The sequence below is a fragment of the Janthinobacterium violaceinigrum genome (assembly GCF_009208555.1).
In the GTDB taxonomy this organism is placed as follows: domain Bacteria; phylum Pseudomonadota; class Gammaproteobacteria; order Burkholderiales; family Burkholderiaceae_D; genus Janthinobacterium; species Janthinobacterium violaceinigrum.
In genome coordinates this window covers 1-294 of the sequence record NZ_WFLI01000129.1, presented here as the reverse complement: position 1 = coordinate 294, position 294 = coordinate 1, and the positions used below count along the sequence as shown (strand labels likewise).

The 294-nt window shown below is 75.5% G+C and carries 1 protein-coding gene; it reads right to left on the bottom strand.

The window, feature by feature from the left end; genetic code table 11:
* The coding region (locus tag GCN75_RS28945) for a triphosphoribosyl-dephospho-CoA synthase (protein WP_193317713.1) at nucleotides 1-294 on the bottom strand (294 nt) is incomplete at both ends.

Below are 294 nucleotides of genomic sequence, written 5' to 3'. Positions count from 1 at the left end.
GCCAGCACCCGCGCCGCGCCCGTTTGCAGCGCCAGCAAGGCCGTCTCGCCGCCGCGCGACAGCACGCAGGTGTCGTCCAGCCGCGCGATGATGGCCAGCAGGGCATTCAGGCGCGCCGTCGTTTCGCTGTCGCCGCGTGCCCGCGAGGCGTGCAAAGCGGGCAGTCCCGTGCCCGTCACCAGGGGAAAACCGGCGCGGGCCTGGCCCCGCGCGCCATCGACCTGGTACTGGCGGCACGCCAGCTCGCCCTTGTTGCCCGTGGCGCCAGGCGCGCCGCGGTCATGCAGGCGGGCC